This window comes from Shewanella sp. SM101, from assembly GCF_025654465.1.
Classification (GTDB): domain Bacteria; phylum Pseudomonadota; class Gammaproteobacteria; order Enterobacterales; family Shewanellaceae; genus Shewanella; species Shewanella oncorhynchi.
The window spans coordinates 145661-162329 of sequence record NZ_JAKKRH010000006.1; the positions used below are offsets into that span (position 1 = coordinate 145661).

General features: G+C 44.0%; 13 protein-coding genes. 7 read left to right on the forward strand and 6 right to left on the reverse strand.

What is annotated here, in order from left to right; genetic code table 11:
* Positions 1 to 68 precede the first annotated feature (68 nt).
* The 6 genes from katB to fkpA all read right to left on the reverse strand — a co-directional run bounded on the left by katB (position 69) and on the right by fkpA (position 7300).
* Positions 69 to 1544 (reverse strand): catalase KatB, encoded by a 1476-nt coding sequence (gene katB / locus L5M38_RS05220; protein WP_173246491.1) that lies wholly within the window; start codon positions 1542 to 1544, stop codon positions 69 to 71.
* A gap of 323 nt (positions 1545 to 1867) precedes the next feature.
* Positions 1868 to 2110: a YgjV family protein gene (locus L5M38_RS05225; RefSeq protein ID WP_028761593.1), complete on the reverse strand. Its 243-nt coding sequence runs from the start codon at positions 2108 to 2110 to the stop codon at positions 1868 to 1870.
* Between the two features lie 82 nt (positions 2111 to 2192).
* Positions 2193 to 2630, reverse strand: a complete 438-nt coding sequence (locus L5M38_RS05230) for a PaaI family thioesterase (protein WP_028761594.1) — start codon at positions 2628 to 2630, stop codon at positions 2193 to 2195.
* Positions 2631 to 2735: 105 nt separating this feature from the next.
* Positions 2736 to 3191, reverse strand: a complete 456-nt coding sequence (locus tag L5M38_RS05235; protein ID WP_168824920.1) for a hypothetical protein — start codon at positions 3189 to 3191, stop codon at positions 2736 to 2738.
* Between the two features lie 110 nt (positions 3192 to 3301).
* Complete coding sequence (gene exeM, locus L5M38_RS05240; RefSeq protein WP_168824918.1) at positions 3302 to 5914, reverse strand: extracellular exonuclease ExeM; 2613 nt, start codon at positions 5912 to 5914, stop codon at positions 3302 to 3304.
* Between the two features lie 618 nt (positions 5915 to 6532).
* Positions 6533 to 7300 (reverse strand): FKBP-type peptidyl-prolyl cis-trans isomerase, encoded by a 768-nt coding sequence (fkpA, locus tag L5M38_RS05245; protein WP_105250047.1) that lies wholly within the window; start codon positions 7298 to 7300, stop codon positions 6533 to 6535.
* 154 nt (positions 7301 to 7454) lie between these two features.
* Between fkpA and L5M38_RS05250 the strand changes: the two genes are divergently transcribed.
* The 7 genes from L5M38_RS05250 (at position 7455) to L5M38_RS05280 (ending at position 16595) form a co-directional block, all read left to right on the forward strand.
* Positions 7455 to 8405 (forward strand): WD40 repeat domain-containing protein, encoded by a 951-nt coding sequence (locus L5M38_RS05250; protein ID WP_263178506.1) that lies wholly within the window; start codon positions 7455 to 7457, stop codon positions 8403 to 8405.
* Positions 8406 to 8414: 9 nt separating this feature from the next.
* Entirely contained in the window at positions 8415 to 8627 is a 213-nt protein-coding gene (locus L5M38_RS05255) for a SlyX family protein (protein ID WP_006080410.1), read from the forward strand.
* A 64-nt stretch (positions 8628 to 8691) separates the two neighbouring features.
* Positions 8692 to 9249: a peptide deformylase gene (def, locus tag L5M38_RS05260; RefSeq protein WP_263178507.1), complete on the forward strand. Its 558-nt coding sequence runs from the start codon at positions 8692 to 8694 to the stop codon at positions 9247 to 9249.
* Positions 9249 to 10652 (forward strand): COG3014 family protein, encoded by a 1404-nt coding sequence (locus L5M38_RS05265; protein ID WP_263178508.1) that lies wholly within the window; start codon positions 9249 to 9251, stop codon positions 10650 to 10652. Before def ends, L5M38_RS05265 begins: the two co-directional genes overlap by 1 nt.
* Before the next feature lie 69 nt (positions 10653 to 10721).
* On the forward strand, positions 10722 to 11315 hold the full coding sequence (gene lpoB, locus L5M38_RS05270) for a penicillin-binding protein activator LpoB (protein ID WP_263178509.1): 594 nt from the start codon (positions 10722 to 10724) through the stop codon (positions 11313 to 11315).
* A 256-nt stretch (positions 11316 to 11571) separates the two neighbouring features.
* Complete coding sequence (gene pepN / locus L5M38_RS05275; protein ID WP_263178510.1) at positions 11572 to 14205, forward strand: aminopeptidase N; 2634 nt, start codon at positions 11572 to 11574, stop codon at positions 14203 to 14205.
* Between the two features lie 497 nt (positions 14206 to 14702).
* Positions 14703 to 16595 carry a methyl-accepting chemotaxis protein gene (locus L5M38_RS05280; protein WP_263168118.1) on the forward strand — a complete coding sequence of 631 codons (1893 nt, stop codon included), beginning with the start codon at positions 14703 to 14705 and terminating at the stop codon, positions 16593 to 16595.
* Positions 16596 to 16669 lie beyond the last annotated feature (74 nt).

A 16669-nucleotide genomic window follows, 5' to 3' on the forward strand; every position in this document is an offset into this window, starting at 1 on the left:
CTGAGTAGAGGCTTTCTACTCAGTTTTATCGTTTCTACTATTATTCAAACATTCGCAACAGCAATAGTTTAAAGACCTAATGCCAGTTTAATACGTTGTCCGTAATCCGCATCGGCTTGAGTAAAATGCGCCACCATACGTTGCTGCACATCTAAACTCGCTTGACTTAATGAACCCGAAATTGTTGCCACTAGGCGCGCTTTCTCAGCTTCAGAGAAGATGCGATACAAATTACCCGCTTGGGTATAATCGTCTTGGTTATAACGACTGTAACGCGCCGCTTCACCTTCTAAACGCAATGGTGGTTCGCTAAAGTTTACTGGCTCAACCAAGGCATCAGCAGTGCTGTTCGGGCCATAGTTTGCCGAAGCGTCGCCACCAGTTTGACTGCCATGATAAGGACATTGTGTACCCGCCATCGCACCTGCACGTTGATGGTGATTTGCCTTAGCGGCATGCGGGCAATTCACTGGCAATTGGTTGTAGTTAGCACCAATGCGGTAACGCTGCGCATCGGCGTAGGCAAATAAACGCGCTTGTAACATCTTGTCTGGTGAAGCCCCGACGCCTGGGACCAAATTACTAGGTGCCAATGCCACTTGCTCAACTTCAGCAAAGTAGTTTTGTGGCAGACGATTCAGTTCTAATACACCAATCTCAAGTAATGGATAGTCGCTATGCGGCCAAACCTTAGTTAAATCAAATGGATTGATATGGTAAGTATTGGCATCTGCCTCAGGCATAATCTGCACATTAACCGTCCAACGCGGGAAGTTTCCATCAGTAATAGCAACCACCATATCGCGCTGTGATGAATCGGGATCAATCCCTTTTAATTTATCAGCCTGTTCATTAGTTAAGTTGACCACGCCTTGCTGCGATTTAAAGTGGAACTTCACCCAGAAACGCTCGCCCTTGGCATTCCACAGCGAGAAAGTGTGTGAACCATAACCATGCATTTGACGGTAGTTCGCCGGAATACCACGATCCGACATCAAAATGGTTACTTGATGCATAGCTTCAGGATTCAATGACCAAAAGTCCCACATAGCCTGCGGATCTTTTAAGTTTGTCTTAGGATTACGCTTTTGCGTATGAATAAAGTCTGGAAACTTAATCCCATCTCGCAAGAAAAAGGTCGGCGTATTGTTACCCACGATATCGTGATTACCACGGGCAGTATAAAAACGTAAACCAAAGCCACGTGGATCGCGCTCTGCGTCGGCAGAACCCATTTCTCCACCTACGGTTGAGAAACGAATAAAGGTTTCGGTTTGCTTACCAACACCATTGAAATGGTCAGCAATGGTGTAATCGCTTAAATCTTTAGTCAGCGTAAATGTGCCGTAAACCCCTGTACCTTTGGCATGCACGATACGTTCAGGAATACGCTCACGGTTGAAATGGGCTAACTTTTCAATTAAATGCCAATCTTGTAATAGCAAAGGACCACGTTCACCCGCCGACAGTGAGTTTTGATCATCGGCCACTGGGGCACCGTTTTGGCTCGTTAAGTACTGACTTGTTTGATGTTGTTGACTCATGCCCTGCTCCTTAGTCTTGATTGCTGGTTAACCAGGTTTCAATTAAATCGTAAATGGTGGCCATGGTTTATCTCCTTGGCTGCGACGTGTTGTCGATGGAGCAAGAATAGAGAATTACCACTTTAGAATAAAACGATTAAACTAGATTTTCATAATCTAAAAAAAAGATTAAGAATGGGTTTGGCAAGACAGTTAATGAATTACACGGACTCACAGCCAATGGTCCGCTCACATCACTTAAGATGCTGTTGAAAAACCAAATAGCTGCTCAGGACAATGGAGCGAAGTGCGGTGCGAGAAAGCGGAGTTAAGCTGATACACCATTAACTGCTGGATAAGTCAGCTTCACGATAAAGCTTAACCAAATAATAAGTATCAATCAGCACGATAAAAAAGTTAACTAAGGCAACAGGATAAGCCCCAATTGCCACACCGTAGGCCACAAATAAAGCCGCACCAATGAGATTCCACCAGCGCAGTTTCTTAATGTTTGACATCATCAGTGATATTGCAACGACCACTGAAGCTAAATAACCAACCCATTCCCAAATTGTAGCGTTATCCATATCCAATCCTTATCTATATATTATTTAAATCAAACGATTGATACGCCAATCACACCACAGGTAATAAGCTGGCTCATTGCATTTAGCGTTTAACGACAGCCGCCGTCATCCGTGAAATACAAGTCAGTTCACCCGCACTGTTGTGGATTAAAATCTCCCATACAGAGCTGCGCTTCCCTAAGTGGATAGGCTTAGCCGTGGCGGTTAATACCCCATTACGGGAAGCCCGTAAGTGGTTAGCGTTAATTTCTTGACCGACACAATAGTACTGCTCAAAATCCACCGCGAAATTTGCCGCATAGCTAGCAACGGTTTCAGCAAGCGCGACATTCGCGCCACCATGCACTATGCCCAAAGGGTTATGCACCGCCGGACTGGCTGGCATAGTGGCCTTCATGTAATCGTCGCCAATCTCACTGATCTCAATTCCTAAAGTCTGCATCAAGGTGCCTTTGCCACCCATACCGGCGTCTAAACGCGCGCAATCCTCTAACGTTACAGCTCTAAACCAAATACTCATTGCAACTTCCTAGTCAATAAAACCAATCAGCAGTTTACTGTGAAGTGGATGAAGTTCAACTAGTTTACTCTCAGCTAGTCACATCTATATCGGCAAAAATAAGGCTCAAACTAACCAAGATTTAGTGGTACTTAGCTGACTAAACCAGACAAGAAATAATCCCCACACCACGACTACACTTGGCATAATTAACGCGTCGGCTCCTAGCACCACAGCCGCTTGCTGAATGCAAAATACATAGGTCATTTGCAACAAAATAGCGATAAGCGAGGCGACCAACACTTTATAAGCAATTAATTTTCTGAATAACAATAATAGACATCCTAGAACCCCTGAAACTACGGCAAAGCCAAACACAGCATCAATCCAAATTGGCGTTGTTTCATAGAGTGTAATTTGATCTGGGCTCATCTGTGCCAGTGCATCTGGCGTCATAGTCATTTGCATAACAAAAGCCATCAGCCCCATGATATTCCACAACAAACTGAGCGTTGCGACAAAGTAAAACCACAGTGGCGCCTTGATATTCATGGTTTTCAGCGGATTTGAGGTGGTATCCATACTCACTCCTAATAAAAACTGAAAAAAAGAGATAAAAAAGGGATGGTTAACCATCCCTTTGTTTCAGTCTAGCTCACAAATTGCACTTGTGAGTTAACCCCATATACAGGTTAACGGCGACGACGCTGCAAACCAAACAAGGACATCAGTGCTAAACCTAAATAACCTAAAGCACCGCCATCATCTTTAGGCTTTGGCTCAGGTTTTGGCGGCACTACTGGCGCAGGATAACTTAAAGCAACAATCACAGGATCATGATCCGATGCAGAAAAAGCATTTTCAGATTTAGCCAGATCACCAGAGAACTTCTTACCGTATTCAAACAGGCTAGATTCCACTGAGTTGATATGCCAATCTTCAATATCCACTAAACGTTTGGCTAAGCTAGCATTGGCTAAAGCATGATCTAAGTTACCTAACTCGCCGTTATAGCTATAAGAGAAAGTGCTTGCACCGTGGGCTTTCGTGTTCAAGTTGATAAAGCCATAACCTTTTTCAATCTTGCTGCCTTGGCGTTCAAACACTTTGCCGTCGAGCGTCGTCCACGAAGCGGTCAGGATGTCACGCTCTGACTTGCTCGCATCGAAGTCGGTTAGTACACGGATAGGATCCTCCATACCATAGGCATTCATATCACCGATGATCAGTAAGTCGCCTTTCACGTCTTTTAGCGTTTCACCCAAGACTTTGGCTGCAGATACGCGGAAAGCATTACACTTGCCCTGTTGATCGGCCGGATCAACTGACTCTTCGAAGTTAGCCCAATCTTCTAAACAGCCTGAGCCTTTAGATTTCAAATGGTTAACGACTACGGTCAGAGACTCATCATGGATTTTAAAGGTTTGCGCTAAGCTGTGACGTTGATAAGCATCATTGCCAGGGTTAGTCTCAGTTTTGCCATCTTTTGTGCGAGTCACGCTGCCAGCACTGGCGTGCTGTTCTGGAGTACCGATAACTTGTGCTGCCCCCGCTAAAGCCACTTTACCACCACGGTATAACATGCCGACAGTAATCGCATCTGTGCCAAAGTACTTGCCGTCATACTTATCAGCATCGGTGATTTCAACAAAGCTATAGGCGTTTTCAGGCGTCTGCTTGTCATTTAGTGCATCGACTAAATCCTTAATCGCACTCTTCTCACCAAAACCGTTGTTAGCAATTTCCATCAAACCGACGATATCGGCGTTCATGGCGGTAATAGCGCTAACGATTTTAGTACGTTGTAGCACCATTTCTTCCAGCGTTAGGGCGCCACGGTTACTGCCTGATGGATTGGTATCGCCACCATCAACATCGTTAAAGAAGTTCAGCACGTTAAAGCTAGCCACGCGCAGATCTCCCTTAGTTGCAACACTTGGGGCTTCGGTTCTATCGTCACCACGGATAAAATCACCCGCTGTAATAGTATTAGTCGCCACTAAACGATAAGCGCCGTAGCTGTAACCAATCACACCTTGCAGGTTAGTCAGTTGATCGCCAACACGGATGTAACCCGTTTCCACATTGAAATCAGGGAAGTATGGAATAACACCATTGGCAGGCTTGTAATCGGATTCGATAAAGAGTTGGTTTTCGCGGTTAGATTTAACTAATGCCGTTGCTTCAGCAGAAAGCGCTGGATACAGCTGTGTCGGCTTCATCAAAGGTGCTTGATATGACACTAGCATGTTATTGCGACTACCCGCATAGTCGAAGCTGAAGGTGCGGCTGATTTTAAGATCGCTGCCCGCATCTAAGGCCACATTCATGCCTTCATAGCGCTCTAATGCTTGCGCTAAGGTTTCGCCATCGGCCACATAGAAAGGTGCGGCAACAGGGACTTCACCCTTAGCGCCAACATCAAATTTCTTATCGGCTTTAATATCGATTTGAGTTAGGCCAAAGTATTCTTTCACTTTACCCTGCACACACACTTCAACCCCTGGTTGAATCGCTTCAGGTGCAGCTTCACCTAAGAATACAAATACACCATCAGAGGTATACGGTGAGTTATCACCCTTAACTTCTTGTAAGTAAAAACCTTTAAACAAGCTTTCACCACGGGCAGTCACTACGCCACGCACAGTCACTTCGGCTTCAGATTCGAATGCCCCTGCTGGTACAAATGGGCTCGACTCGCCCGCACCTTGTACTTGATAAATAGGCACAATTTTAGCGCCAGTACAGCTAAAGAGCGGCACTTCTGGCTCAGCAGGCGTTTCTAGAGAACCTAAACCAGAGAAGGTATCTTTAGGTAATTGTTCCCACTGGGCGGCATTAAATACTGTATTCGCCACTAACGCATCTAATTTACGTTTTAAGGTAACGTCTAATCCCCAACCCGTTGGCGTCGGCACATCACCAATAATATCGATGACTGCATCATCTTTCATTAAGGCAACCGCATCACCGCCATTAAAACTTAAACTACCAGAGTAACTATCAACCCCTTGAGCAACAGTAATAGTACCGCTAGTATTTAAAATAACTTTTGTCGATTTTGCCGCAATAGTTTGACCACCTAAAGCCACCATATCCGACGCAACAGTAGCACCATCTTTATAACGAACCAGTTTATAACCCGCGAGATCAATTGCCGTATCGCCGCTGTTATACAGTTCAATCGCTTTATTATTTGAGCTACCTTCAACATATTCGGTGATCATCACATCTGCGCTTGCCATCATAGGCAAAGCCGCTGCAACAGCTAAAGAAATAGCCGTTAATTTATTAACATTATCCATATCATCAACCCCATTATTATAATATTGCCGCTAACTTCTATTAACGTGCGAGCGGATTATTTCAGAGTTGAATGCGTAAAAAAAGAGGGCAAGATCGCACATTGCCAATGTAACACATTGATGAGTAACTAATTATAGACACCTCACTGTTCACCTAACAGAACAGGATGGTAAATCAAAAGTATTAGCCATGTAAAAACAAACAGTAAGAGCAATACACATAAGCTCAAAGCATTTGGCATCCTGCTTAAATAACAATCAATATTTTAATGTGATATTTTGATGATATTATTCGGTATGCAATACCCAATAAAATATAAGGAACACGGGTCCTTAAAAGGTAATGGATATAATTAAAACTTAATTTAGCATTCATTATTTTGAAATAAACATAACAGTCAAACTGCTAAAGTGGATGATTTATACCCTTGGTTATTGCAGCAGATTAATGTTGATAATGGGTATAAAAATGAAACATAGAGCCAGTCTGAGAACCAATGGCTGTAAGATAGTGAGCTAAATATTAAAACAATAATGCGAATTTTACAGACAAAAAAATACCGCTCATTTAGGAGCGGTATTTTCAATCGCGGCGTATTACACGTCGCAGCTAATCAATTACTTTTTAGCAGGTTCAGCTACTGGCGCCGCAGAAGCTTTCTCGATTGATTTCAACTCAACTTCGAAAATCAACGTAGAGTTTGGTGGAATAGTACCAGTATCACGTACGCCATAGGCTAATTCCGATGGGATCACAAACTTGTACTTAGCGCCAACAGGCATTAATTGCACGCCTTCAGTCCAACCTGGAATAACGCGATTCAAAGGGAACTTAGCCGCTTCGCCGCGTTTATAAGAACTATCAAACTCAGTACCATCAAGTAAAGTACCGACATAATCCACTTCTACAGTGTCTTCTGCGGCAGGCTTTTCACCCGTGCCTGGAGTTAATACTTCATATTGTAAGCCAGACTCAGTTGTCACTACACCAGGCTTAACCTTGTTTTCTTCAAGGAATTTTTTACCATCTTCGATATTTTTCGCAGAAATCGCTGTTGCTTGTTCCTGACGTTTATCGTTTAACTTTTTATCTAGACCTTGAAGAATGGTTTGCATTTCTTCTTCGGTTAAACTTAATTGGTCATTCAGACCATTAGTGAAACCAGTGACGATCAGAGTGCGATCAACTGGCAGGCCTAATTCTTCTTGCTCTTTGATATGGCCAGACATATAACGACCGATTGAAGCGCCTACACTGTAAGCTTCTTTTTGAGCTTCAGTCGTTAATTCAACATTTGTACTCGTAGCTGCTTTTTCTTCTTGATTACAAGCAGATAGGCCAATAATAGCCAATGCAACTAACGATAATTTATAAATCGATTTCATTAAAGCTTCCTCAGCATCCTCAAGCGGTTACAATAACCTAAGCGTGACAACTTTATACTAGTTATCTCGGTTATACCAACTAGATTCTTTATGGGTTAACAGTGATTAATGTCACTTGATCAAGTCTAAAGACAACAACTTAGGGAGCAAGTTCATGAAGAAAAATCTACTGCTGGTAATTTGCACAGTTTTTCTAATCGCTTGCCACCCCAAAGCAGAAGATATCAGTGTTCTCACAACAGAGCCCAGCTATAGCGCGAGCCTATCAAGTAATGGGCAATTCGCCTTAGTTGCCACTCAAAGTAGTGGAGTTCAATGCTGGGATCTCAGTACCCACACCCTCAAATACCAATGGATACATGGCGATATTAATACTGGCGTCACAGGTACAGCGATTTCTCCCAACGGGATATTTGCAGCATCGTTAAGCAGAGATTCAGTTGCTATGTGGAAAATAGCCGACGGTAAGTCTTTGGGCTGGTGGTCCTTACCTTCATCCGGTGAAAGTGTCGCGGTAGCCGATAATGGCGCACTACTTATTGGTTTAAATGATGGTTCAGTCATGTCGCTTAATGCCGAAAAATCTGCCTTAATCAAATTTCTTGGACATAAAGAGCGCGTCAATAGTGTTGCCCTCTCTGCTGATGGCCGATTAGCATTAACGGGGTCAAATGATATGCAGGCGATTCTCTGGCAGGCACAAACTGGCCAACCGCTTCATACGTGGACACTCGGCAGCCGTATAACCAAAGTGGCACTCAACGACAGTGGTAGTTTAAGTTTTACCAATGGCAGCACAGATGAAGCAAAGATCTGGGATAACACAAGCGGTAAGCTATTAAACAAGCTGGATATTACCCGTCGTCAAATGAACTTTTCAGCGGTGAGGTTTATCAAACAAGACAGCCAGATATTAACAGGTACGCCAGCGCGGGAAGTTATACTCTGGCAACGTGACTCGGGTAAACAAATTGAAAAATGGCAGGTTGCACTCACTAAAAACAGCCAAAATCGAGGAGCCGTTGTATACTCTGTGGCAATTCGAGATACCAATAAAGTCGTTAGTATCAGTAGCCAAGGCTTAGTTGAAACTTGGCAGAAATAGAGGTTAGCCATGCAAGGCGTACAAGCACAGATTGAAGATCTAGAAACCAAATTGGCTTTTCAAGAGCTCACAGTCGAAGAATTAAACCAAGAGGTCATCAAATTAAATCGACTGGTGGCTCACCAGCAACACCAAATTCACATGTTAATTGGTAAGTTGCAGGACATGGAACCGAGTAATATGGCGACTCAGGCTGAAGAAACGCCACCACCACATTATTAACACTGACGCTTTAGATGTTAACTTTGATTAAAAAACAGTTACTGCAAAATATCCAGGGAATGCGATGTTTAAACATTTAATGCCAAAAGAAACCCCAACTCTATTACCCATAGCGTTAGTGGGTGAACCCATTCTAAGGCAGACTGCAATCACAGTGCACCATTTCGATGCCGAGCTCGTGCATCTTGCCGAGCAAATGTCTGCCAGCATGGACGCTGCCAATGGAGTTGGTATCGCAGCCCCCCAAGTTCACAGCCCTTTAGCCTTATTTATTATGGCTTCTCGCCCTAATGAGCGTTATCCCGACGCGCCTAATATGTCGCCTGTGGTCGTGGTTAATCCGCAAATCATTAATGCATCAAGCGAGTTGGTCAGCGGAGAAGAAGGCTGCTTATCTGTACCGGGGCAAAGATTTACGATACAAAGACATCAAGCCATTGAAGTACGCTATCAAAATTTACAAGGCGAGTGGCAACAAACTGAATTAACGGGCTTTATTGCACGGATTTTTCAACATGAATTTGATCACCTTCAAGGGATCACATTACTCGAGCGTTCACTTATGCCAGAACAGACTCAGGCGATTTCAGCCCAATCCATCAAAAAAGGTGAAGCGCAATAATGAAACTGTCCTTCGTTACACCTTTTTCTCGCGCATTTATTGCACCAACCTTTGCAATGGGATTGGTTTTAAACTTATCTGGCTGCGCTTATAACAGTATTTTCATTAATTATCCTGCGCAGATTGAACCACTCAAACAAGAGCTTAATAGTGCGACTCCCATGGCTGATATCGACAAACTTGCCAGCAATATCAATGGCAATGACGGCTTACTCTATGCCCAAGAAGCGGGACGAATTGCTCAAGTCGCCGGCGATTTTGCTGCCAGTAAAAAATATTATCAGCAAGCAGTAGATGCTTATACCGCCTTTGATGATAAGGCCAAAGTCAGCGTTAGTGACATTGGCGCAACAGCCAGCAGCTTAGTGTTAAACGACAATGCGATTCCGTACCGGGGCCCTGGGTATGAACGCATTATGCTGCACCAATACCAAGCTCTTAACTATTTGTTTAGTGGCGACTATCAGGGGGCTCTAGTCGAAGTTCGTCGCAGTAACGAACTACAGAGCAGCGAGCAAGAACGCTATCAAAAATCACAAAAGTCAGTTCAAGCCATGGCAAACGGCACCATAGATGCCGAAGTTAACAAACTAGGACAAGCCGCGGGCACAGTCACCAGTTCTTTCTTAAACGCTTACAGTTATTACACCACTGGCGTACTGCACGAAGTGCTGGGTGAGCCGAACGATGCCTATATCGATTATCGTAAAGCAGCACAAATCACTCCAGATAACACCTATTTACAGCAAGATCTGGTCCGCCTCGCCAAGCAACTCGGCATGCCACAGTATGATGAGTTTAAGCGCCGTTGGGGCGATGCTAAATTGCCCAACCCCAAAGATGGCCAAGTAATTTTGATGGTCGAGCGCGGCTTTGTGCCAGCAAAACAAGCTCTCACGGTACCTTTTACTATCCATGGTAACTGGCAGACAGTGTCACTCGCTACCTACATGCCAAACAATACTTTTGTGCCAGAGACGCAAGTGCAAGGTTTAGGTACAGTGCTGAAAACTGAACCTATTACCAATATCGATGCCTTAGCCATCACAGCACTCAAGGAAGATCTGCCCGCGACGCTAGTTCGTCAAGTCGCTAGGGTCTATGCTAAATCTGAGATGGCCTATCAGATTGAGAAGAGTGGTAAACCAGGGAACAATGCGGCCGATATTGGCAGCATTGCGATGCAGATTTTTAACGTAGTAACAGAACAAGCGGATCGTCGTAGTTGGCTGACGCTCCCTAAACAAGCACAGATCGGGCGGCGTTATTTGAGTGCAGGTGAATACACTTTGCAGTTAGACAAAGCGCCACCGGCTAAAATTGATGTTGCAGCAGGCAAAACCACCTTAGTCTGGGCAATTGATACTGGTAATTACACCCGAATTTATTCAATAATCATTTAGCCTAGCGGTTGTGGTATTTGAATAAGACGTGTGTCATTAAGTTTATACAATCACAAAATGGAACTGACTATGAAACAATTTAAACTGATTTTTGTACTGGCTGCCGTTATGGGTCTAGCTGCATGTCAATCTAAAGTCGAATATGGCGATGCCACAGAAGTTGAAACCGTCAATGAGAACTTTGGCTCGACGGATCTACAAGCTATTGCAGCCAAGATGGTGGATAGCATGATGACTTTCCCTCCTATCGTGGCAATAACAGCCAATGACCGCCCGATTTTATTTGTTGATAGCATCAAAAACAAAACCTCAGAACATATCGACACTGAGTCTGTCACTGACTCTATCAGTAACAAATTATTGCGCTCAGGCAAGTTCCGTTTTATCGACATGACTAAAGTAGATTCAGTCCGTAAACAACTGGATTACCAAAATAACACTGGCATGGTTGACCCATCAACCGCCATCAAGTTTGGTCGTCAAATTGGCGCTCAATACATGTTATATGGCAATTTATCTAGCATAGTGAAGCAAGAAGGTAGCACTAAAGACGTCTACTATAAGATGACAATGCGTTTAATGGATTTAGAAACAGGCCTTATCGAATGGTCTGATGAAAAAGAAATCCGTAAGATGAAGTCTAAGTCTTTCTTAGGCATGTAATTGTCCTATTGGCACTTAATTCTGCCAAACAGTAATCTCAAGAAGCCAGCGTTAACGCTGGCTTTTTTTTACATTTTTAACATTGGTAATCCAAGGTAAATAAGGTAGTGTACTCGGCCAAAATACACTGCGATGATGATGCTCAAAATTGGCGCTGGCGCGAGGGATAATTTGCCACAAAGGCAAACCTACACACACGATATTGAATGCAAACATCCAAGCAGAAAACAAAACAAATCGTTGAAGGATTTAAGTTGTGAACTTGTTTAAAGCCAGTCTCGTTGCCCTTACCTGCGGCACATTAATGTCGTGTGCAACCCAAAGTACACTCAATACGGGTCCACGTGATGCTAGCGCTTATATTAGCCAATATCAGGCTGCGCTTCGCTCGCAGGTCATCTCCGATATTCACTATGACTTGGATTTTCAGCTCACAGGGGATGCCGAGTTTTCCGCCACCTCCAAAGTGACATTTCAATTAAGTGAAGTGCCAAAACAACTGAGCTTAGATTTAAACAAGGCGCAGATAAAACGCTTTATCATCAACGGTACCGCCATATACCCCAATTACAATGGCGCTTACATCAGCTTAAATACGCGTTTGCTCACCTCAGGCGAAAATACCATTGAAGTGCAATTTAGCCGTGCCCACAGCACCAATGGTGAAGGTTTACACCGTTTTAAAGATCCAATCGATGGCAAGGTCTACCTCTACTCTCATTTTGAACCCGCTGCAGCTCAGCAGATGTTCGCAGTATTCGACCAACCGGATCTCAAGGCTAACTATCAAATTACGGTAACAGCGCCCAAAGACTGGCAAGTCATTAGCTCGATGCGTGAAAGCCAAATCACCCCAGCAGGTGCTTACAATCGTTGGACTTTCCCACAAACACCTAAGCTAAGCCCATATAACTTTTCGATGCACGCGGGCCCTTATCACATGTGGCAAGACAACTCAGGCCGCTATCCTATGCGCCTGTTCGCCCGTCAATCCGTTGCTAATCAAGTCACGGAGCAAGATTGGTTTACCTATACAAAACAAGGGTTAACTTTTTTCGATAATTACTTTGGTATTCCTTATCCCTTTAAGAAATACGATCAAATTCTAGTGCCCGACTTCCTTTATGGCGCGATGGAAAACGCAGGCGCAGTGACCTTTTCCGAAGATCTCTTCCTTCATAAAGCGGCTATGACAGCGGATCAGAAGCAAAATCTTGCGGGCGTGATCATGCACGAAATGGCGCACCAGTGGTTTGGCGATCTCGTCACCATGAAATGGTGGAATGGCTTGTGGTTAAATGAAAGTTTTGCTTCATTTATGGGCACACTTGCGACTCAAGAAGCCACAGAGTTCACCAATGCTTGGCGTACCTTCTACGCTAAAGGCAAGCAAAAAGCCTATGAGCAAGACAGCTTAGTCACCACGCACCCCATTGAAGTACCCGTAGCAACGACTCAGAACGCCTTCGACAATATCGATGCTATCACTTACCAAAAAGGCGCATCAACGCTAAAACAATTACGCCATTTACTCGGCGACATGGTGTTTCGTCGTGGCGTCAGTAACTATTTAAAACAATACAGTTATCAAAACGCTGAGTTAGACGATTTTATCAATAGCCTAGGGAAAGCCGCTGGCCGCGATTTAAGTGCATGGACTCAAGAATGGCTCTACAGCGCGGGCGTTAACACCATCAAGGCGGAATATCGTTGTGAGGGCAACCGAATCAGCGAATTTAGCCTACGACAGCTCCCTGCAAGCGCAGAACTACCCACATTACGTGAACAAAAAGTCCAAGTGGCTCTATTTACCCAAGGTCGCTTTGATCTGCGAAATGACATTACAGTGCCAGTGACTTACAAAGGCGAGCGTACCGAAGTTAAACAACTGATTGGTGAGCGCTGCCCAGACCTAGTCTATCCAAACTTTGATGATTGGGGCTTTGTGAAAGTCGAGCTTGATGACAAGTCATTTAATACCGCAAAACAACAACTGAGTAATATTTCCGATCCACTACTGCGATCTATGCTGTGGCAAAGTCTGTGGGACAGCGTCCGCGAAGGTAAATTGAGCTTAGATCAATACCTAAGCACAGTGTTTGTTAACGCGCCAGCTGAGACGGACTACACGATTGTTGGTCAGATCATCGATAGCATGTTGCGCTCGAAGGAATATCTCGCTCAGATCGCCCCTATTCAGCAAAACTACGCTGAAAATGCAATTAAAGGCTTAAGCCAAATGAGTCTGAGAAAAGCAATGGAAAATAAAGGCGATAATGACTTCCAACGGATCTGGTTCAATGCCTATGTCAGTTTAGCAAGCGACAGAGATTCACTGCGTCATTTAGCGCAACTCATTGACGGTGAAACAAAAATCAAGGGATTAACCTTAGATCAAGATTTACGATGGGCAATCATCACCCAGCTTAATCGCTATGATTTTCCTAACGCGCTGCAGCGCTTAACCAAAGAAGCTGCCAAGGATAATTCAGACTCTGGTGAAAAAGCGGCACTTGCGGCACAAGTGATCCGCCCTGAAGCGGCCGCAAAACGTCGTTGGTTAAGTAAAGTCCATCTAGACAGCCTGCCTTTCTCCAAACAGCGGATTATTATGCAAAATCTTTATCCTGCTGAGCAAAAACTATTAAGCGCAGCTACAGCGGAAGAGCGTCTGACGAGCTTAATGGATATGGACAAAAAAGGGCCAGTATTTATGCGTAATTATAGCCATTTCCTCATCCCAACCGATTGTAATTACACTAGCATAGCGGCATTGGACAAAGTACTTGATCGCCAAACTGGGCTATCTAACCTTACCCGCCGTAATCTACTGGAAACCCGTCAAATAGAGCAGCGTTGTGTGCTGATCAAAAATAAGATGACCCACTAATATTTAGGTCATTTTAAAATGAACAAGGGGCTCCTAGGAGTCCCTTTTTTATGCTCTGTTACAGATGAGTCTTAAACTTGAACCAGCACACAAGATGCTACCTGCGCGAAATTAAGCTCACTAACCTTTGATATAAACAAGCCAGCATTCTGAATAATGAATTAATCACACTCACAACCAGAGACATATTTAATTAAATTGTTAGCTTGAGCTTATGTATTTTAACGGCTTACTGACGATAACTAATGTTATTTATCACCTGTAAAATATTATTCATCTCTTCAGTTTAGTCTGCTAAGTTCCATCCGTTCATCAAATAAACAACCGCTGACGCAATCGTTATTGATATAAAAATCATGTAATTATTAAATTCATAAATTATGGGCGTCACTTCTAAATTTATTACTATAATTCTTCAATGATTTAATGTTTTGCCCCGTACTGCCGCTATACTAAAACAACGTTAGAGAGCTAACGGAATATAAAGGATATAGATTATGCGATCGACACTCAAAACGCGGCTGCTGTTTAGCAGTCTTTCCGCTGTACTGATCACTATTGCTGTACTCGTAAGTATCTCTAGTTATTTCATTAGAAATAATGCGTTAGAAAACACCCAACATGAAATTGACCAACTGGCGAATACCTTTTCATCCGGCATAGGTCAGTGGATGCAAGACAGAAAAATGGCCATTACGAGCCTAAAGCAAACCATTGAAGCCGATCCTAGTACCAACGTTACCCCTCATTTGTTGCAAGCGCATACTGCGGTTGACTTTGCCCTCACTTACTATGGTGACGAGCAAGGCAACATGTATCGCCAAGATCCGTCGCTGAATACCGCAAATTATGATCCCCGCGTTCGCCCTTGGTATATGGATGCTAAAACGGCGGGTAAAATGATCATGACGGCGCCCTACGTCAGCGCCACATTGAAAAAACAAGTCGTAACTATAGCTGAACCTGTGATGAGCTCAGGCCAGCTCATAGGCGTAGCGGCTGCAAACTTAACCATAGATCAGTTAACAGATGCAGTGCAGCGCCTCCAAGTACCAGGCAAAGGTTACACTCTGATGGTCGATAATGCAGGGCTCATTATTAGTCATCCCAATAGCCAGCTAAATACTCAACAACTCACTAAAATCGATAGTAATTTTAGTAATAACTGGTTATCACAGCGCACTAATGCCAATACGATGGAAGAGCGAAACCTCGATGGTGCCACTAAGTTAGTCTATGTTGCGGCAATACCCTCAACAGACTGGGCGCTGATTTTCGTAATGGATAAGCAAGAAATCATGTCACAGGCAACCGATCTTGCTTGGTGGATGTCAGCCGTAGGTGTTGCACTATTGGTGCTGTTTGGTTTGATTTTAATCGCCATCTTTAAAATTCAATTCAAAGATCTCGAACGCGTTGCCCAAGCACTCAATGATATTGCCGAGGGCGATGGCGATCTCACTGTGCGCATTCATACTGCCAACAGTCACGATGAAATTGGTATGTTAGCTTCGGGTTTTAACCGCTTTGTAGAACGTCTACACGGTATGATTTCCCGCATGCACAAGATTGCGGGTCAATTGGAATATCAAGCCAAAGGAAGTAGTGCGTCGGCAACGGATAACAGTCAGCGCATTGAAGTACAGCAAGATGAAGTGACTATGGTTGCCACTGCGGTGACCGAAATGGCCAGCGCCACCGAGGAAATTGCCAGTAATGCGGAGCATACAGCGCAGACCGCTCAAAATGCGGTCGGACTTTCAAACCATGGCCATAAACAGGTAATGCAAAGCCAGCAATCTATCCGTAATTTAGCCAGTGAAGTCGAAACTGCAGGGCGAATTATCGGTGAACTGAACGAGCACTCACAAAAGATCAACAGCATTTTGTTGACCATTAGTGGCATCGCAGAGCAAACCAACTTACTAGCACTCAATGCAGCCATTGAGGCGGCACGTGCAGGAGAACAAGGTCGTGGCTTCGCTGTAGTTGCTGATGAGGTGCGTGTACTGTCACAACGTACGCATTCATCGACACAAGAAATTCAAGCGATGATCGAAACCCTACAACAAACCGCAGGCAAAGCCGTTAAGTCTATGACTCAAAGTCATGAAATGGCAGAAACCAGTGTGGCCGATGCGAATTCAGCCAGTGAAAGTCTGTTGCAAATCAGCAAAGCCATTAATGATATTTCAGATATGGCGAGCCAAATTGCCACTGCAGCCGAGGAGCAAACCTCAGTCACCAGCGAAATCAACCGTAATACAGAGTCGATTCGTGAAGTGTCAGAGAATCTCTCGATTGAGGCACAAACGTCTATGGTCCAAGCTCAAGAGCTCGCCCATTTAGCCGCATCATTGCAGCAGGAAGTTAATCGCTTCAAACTGTAATCAAAAGCCTTATTTTATATAAAGATTACATCAACAGTTCCATACAATAATGCCCGCAAGTGTCAGTGACATTT

Coding starts and splice junctions, on each gene's coding strand:
- def (WP_263178507.1), top strand. CDS start 8,692: ATGTTTAAACATTTAATGCCAAAAGAAACCCCAACTCTATTACCCATA.
- L5M38_RS05225 (WP_028761593.1), bottom strand. CDS start 2,110: ATGGATAACGCTACAATTTGGGAATGGGTTGGTTATTTAGCTTCAGTG.
- L5M38_RS05235 (WP_168824920.1), bottom strand. CDS start 3,191: ATGGATACCACCTCAAATCCGCTGAAAACCATGAATATCAAGGCGCCA.
- L5M38_RS05250 (WP_263178506.1), top strand. CDS start 7,455: ATGAAGAAAAATCTACTGCTGGTAATTTGCACAGTTTTTCTAATCGCT.
- L5M38_RS05255 (WP_006080410.1), top strand. CDS start 8,415: ATGCAAGGCGTACAAGCACAGATTGAAGATCTAGAAACCAAATTGGCT.
- L5M38_RS05280 (WP_263168118.1), top strand. CDS start 14,703: ATGCGATCGACACTCAAAACGCGGCTGCTGTTTAGCAGTCTTTCCGCT.
- L5M38_RS05265 (WP_263178508.1), top strand. CDS start 9,249: ATGAAACTGTCCTTCGTTACACCTTTTTCTCGCGCATTTATTGCACCA.
- exeM (WP_168824918.1), bottom strand. CDS start 5,914: ATGGATAATGTTAATAAATTAACGGCTATTTCTTTAGCTGTTGCAGCG.
- katB (WP_173246491.1), bottom strand. CDS start 1,544: ATGAGTCAACAACATCAAACAAGTCAGTACTTAACGAGCCAAAACGGT.
- L5M38_RS05230 (WP_028761594.1), bottom strand. CDS start 2,630: ATGAGTATTTGGTTTAGAGCTGTAACGTTAGAGGATTGCGCGCGTTTA.
- fkpA (WP_105250047.1), bottom strand. CDS start 7,300: ATGAAATCGATTTATAAATTATCGTTAGTTGCATTGGCTATTATTGGC.
- lpoB (WP_263178509.1), top strand. CDS start 10,722: ATGAAACAATTTAAACTGATTTTTGTACTGGCTGCCGTTATGGGTCTA.